This is a genomic window from Bremerella sp. JC817 (assembly GCF_040718835.1).
GTDB lineage: Bacteria > Planctomycetota > Planctomycetia > Pirellulales > Pirellulaceae > Bremerella.
Window position 1 is genome coordinate 1 of record NZ_JBFEFG010000263.1, and the last position, 318, is coordinate 318.

Sequence of the window (318 nt, forward strand, 5' to 3'; positions counted from 1 at the left end):
CGATCTGGATGCCGAGATCCTCGTCGCCGTCGGTCTTCAGGTCGTCCAGGATCTTGGCGGCCCGGACCAGAGTCGTGCCGCCGCCGGGGACGACCCCCTCTTCGATGGCCGCGCGGGTGGCATGCAAGGCGTCCTCGACCAGGGCCTTACGCTCCTTCATCTCGGTCTCGGTCGCGGCGCCGACGTTGATCTTGGCAACGCCGCCTGCGAGCTTCGCCAGCCGTTCCTGGAGCTTCTCGCGGTCGTATTCCGAGTCGGTGGTGCTGATCTCTCGCTTGATCAGTTCCGTGCGGCCCTTGATCGCGTCGGCGGTCCCGC

1 protein-coding gene is annotated in these 318 nt (G+C 67.3%); it reads right to left on the reverse strand.

Annotated features, from left to right (window positions below; genetic code table 11):
- Nucleotides 1-318, reverse strand: a 318-nt coding sequence (locus AB1L30_RS06375) for a TCP-1/cpn60 chaperonin family protein (protein WP_367012599.1), incomplete at both ends; no start/stop codon positions are given.